This is a genomic window from Anoxybacillus sp. J5B_2022 (genome assembly GCF_026847645.1).
Classification (GTDB): domain Bacteria; phylum Bacillota; class Bacilli; order Bacillales; family Anoxybacillaceae; genus Anoxybacteroides.
Window position 1 is genome coordinate 1 of record NZ_JAPSMC010000168.1, and the last position, 695, is coordinate 695.

Annotated in this window: 1 protein-coding gene; it reads right to left on the bottom strand. The window is 51.4% G+C overall.

Annotation, left to right across the window (positions count from 1 at the left end):
- A partial coding sequence (locus M4I42_RS17055) for an IS982 family transposase (protein WP_268853207.1) occupies positions 1-695 on the bottom strand: 695 nt, incomplete at both ends.

A 695-nucleotide genomic window follows, 5' to 3' on the forward strand; every position in this document is an offset into this window, starting at 1 on the left:
TAGAACTCAACTAGCCCTAGTGTGACCAGCGAATAGGCTAACAATATGCCGTCGAGCGCTACTTCAAATCCGATCATGGAATTCGCTCGAATCTCTGTGATCCGGTATTGGTCAACCAGAACCGAGAACACCGTCTCGATCACTTTGCGTTTTTGTTGGATCCACTTCTCCCATGCCTCGGACGGGCGATGTTTCTGGTTTTTTCGAGACGGAGTCCAAAGCGCCATTTGGTATTCTTCGTACAGCCTTTTTTGCAAGTCACGGCTAATGAACCCTTTGTCCCCGAGGTTATAGGGATGAGGAATTTGGGTCATCACGCTTTCGGCTGCGATTCGATCGTGGCAGGATGCTTCCGTCACCACATATCCCATTGGCAAACCTTGATCGGTCACTTGAAGGTGCAGTTTCAACCCGTAGTACCATTGCTTTTTTGAAGCGCAATACCCGATGTCGGCGATCCCTTGAAACCGTTTGACACGATGCATTCTCGCAGCATGGCACAACTCTAACGGCAAGCTATCGACCACGGCATAGGCATGATGTTGGCCGCGTTTCGCCAGTTCATGGCGGATCCATTTCATCGCCCAGCGCAGCGCCCGGCAACGGCGATTGTATCGGGAACGTTCGAGAAACTGCCCGTTTGTGAACAAATTTCCGGTGACAAAGCGATGCCATGCACGTTCGGAAGAGAAGCC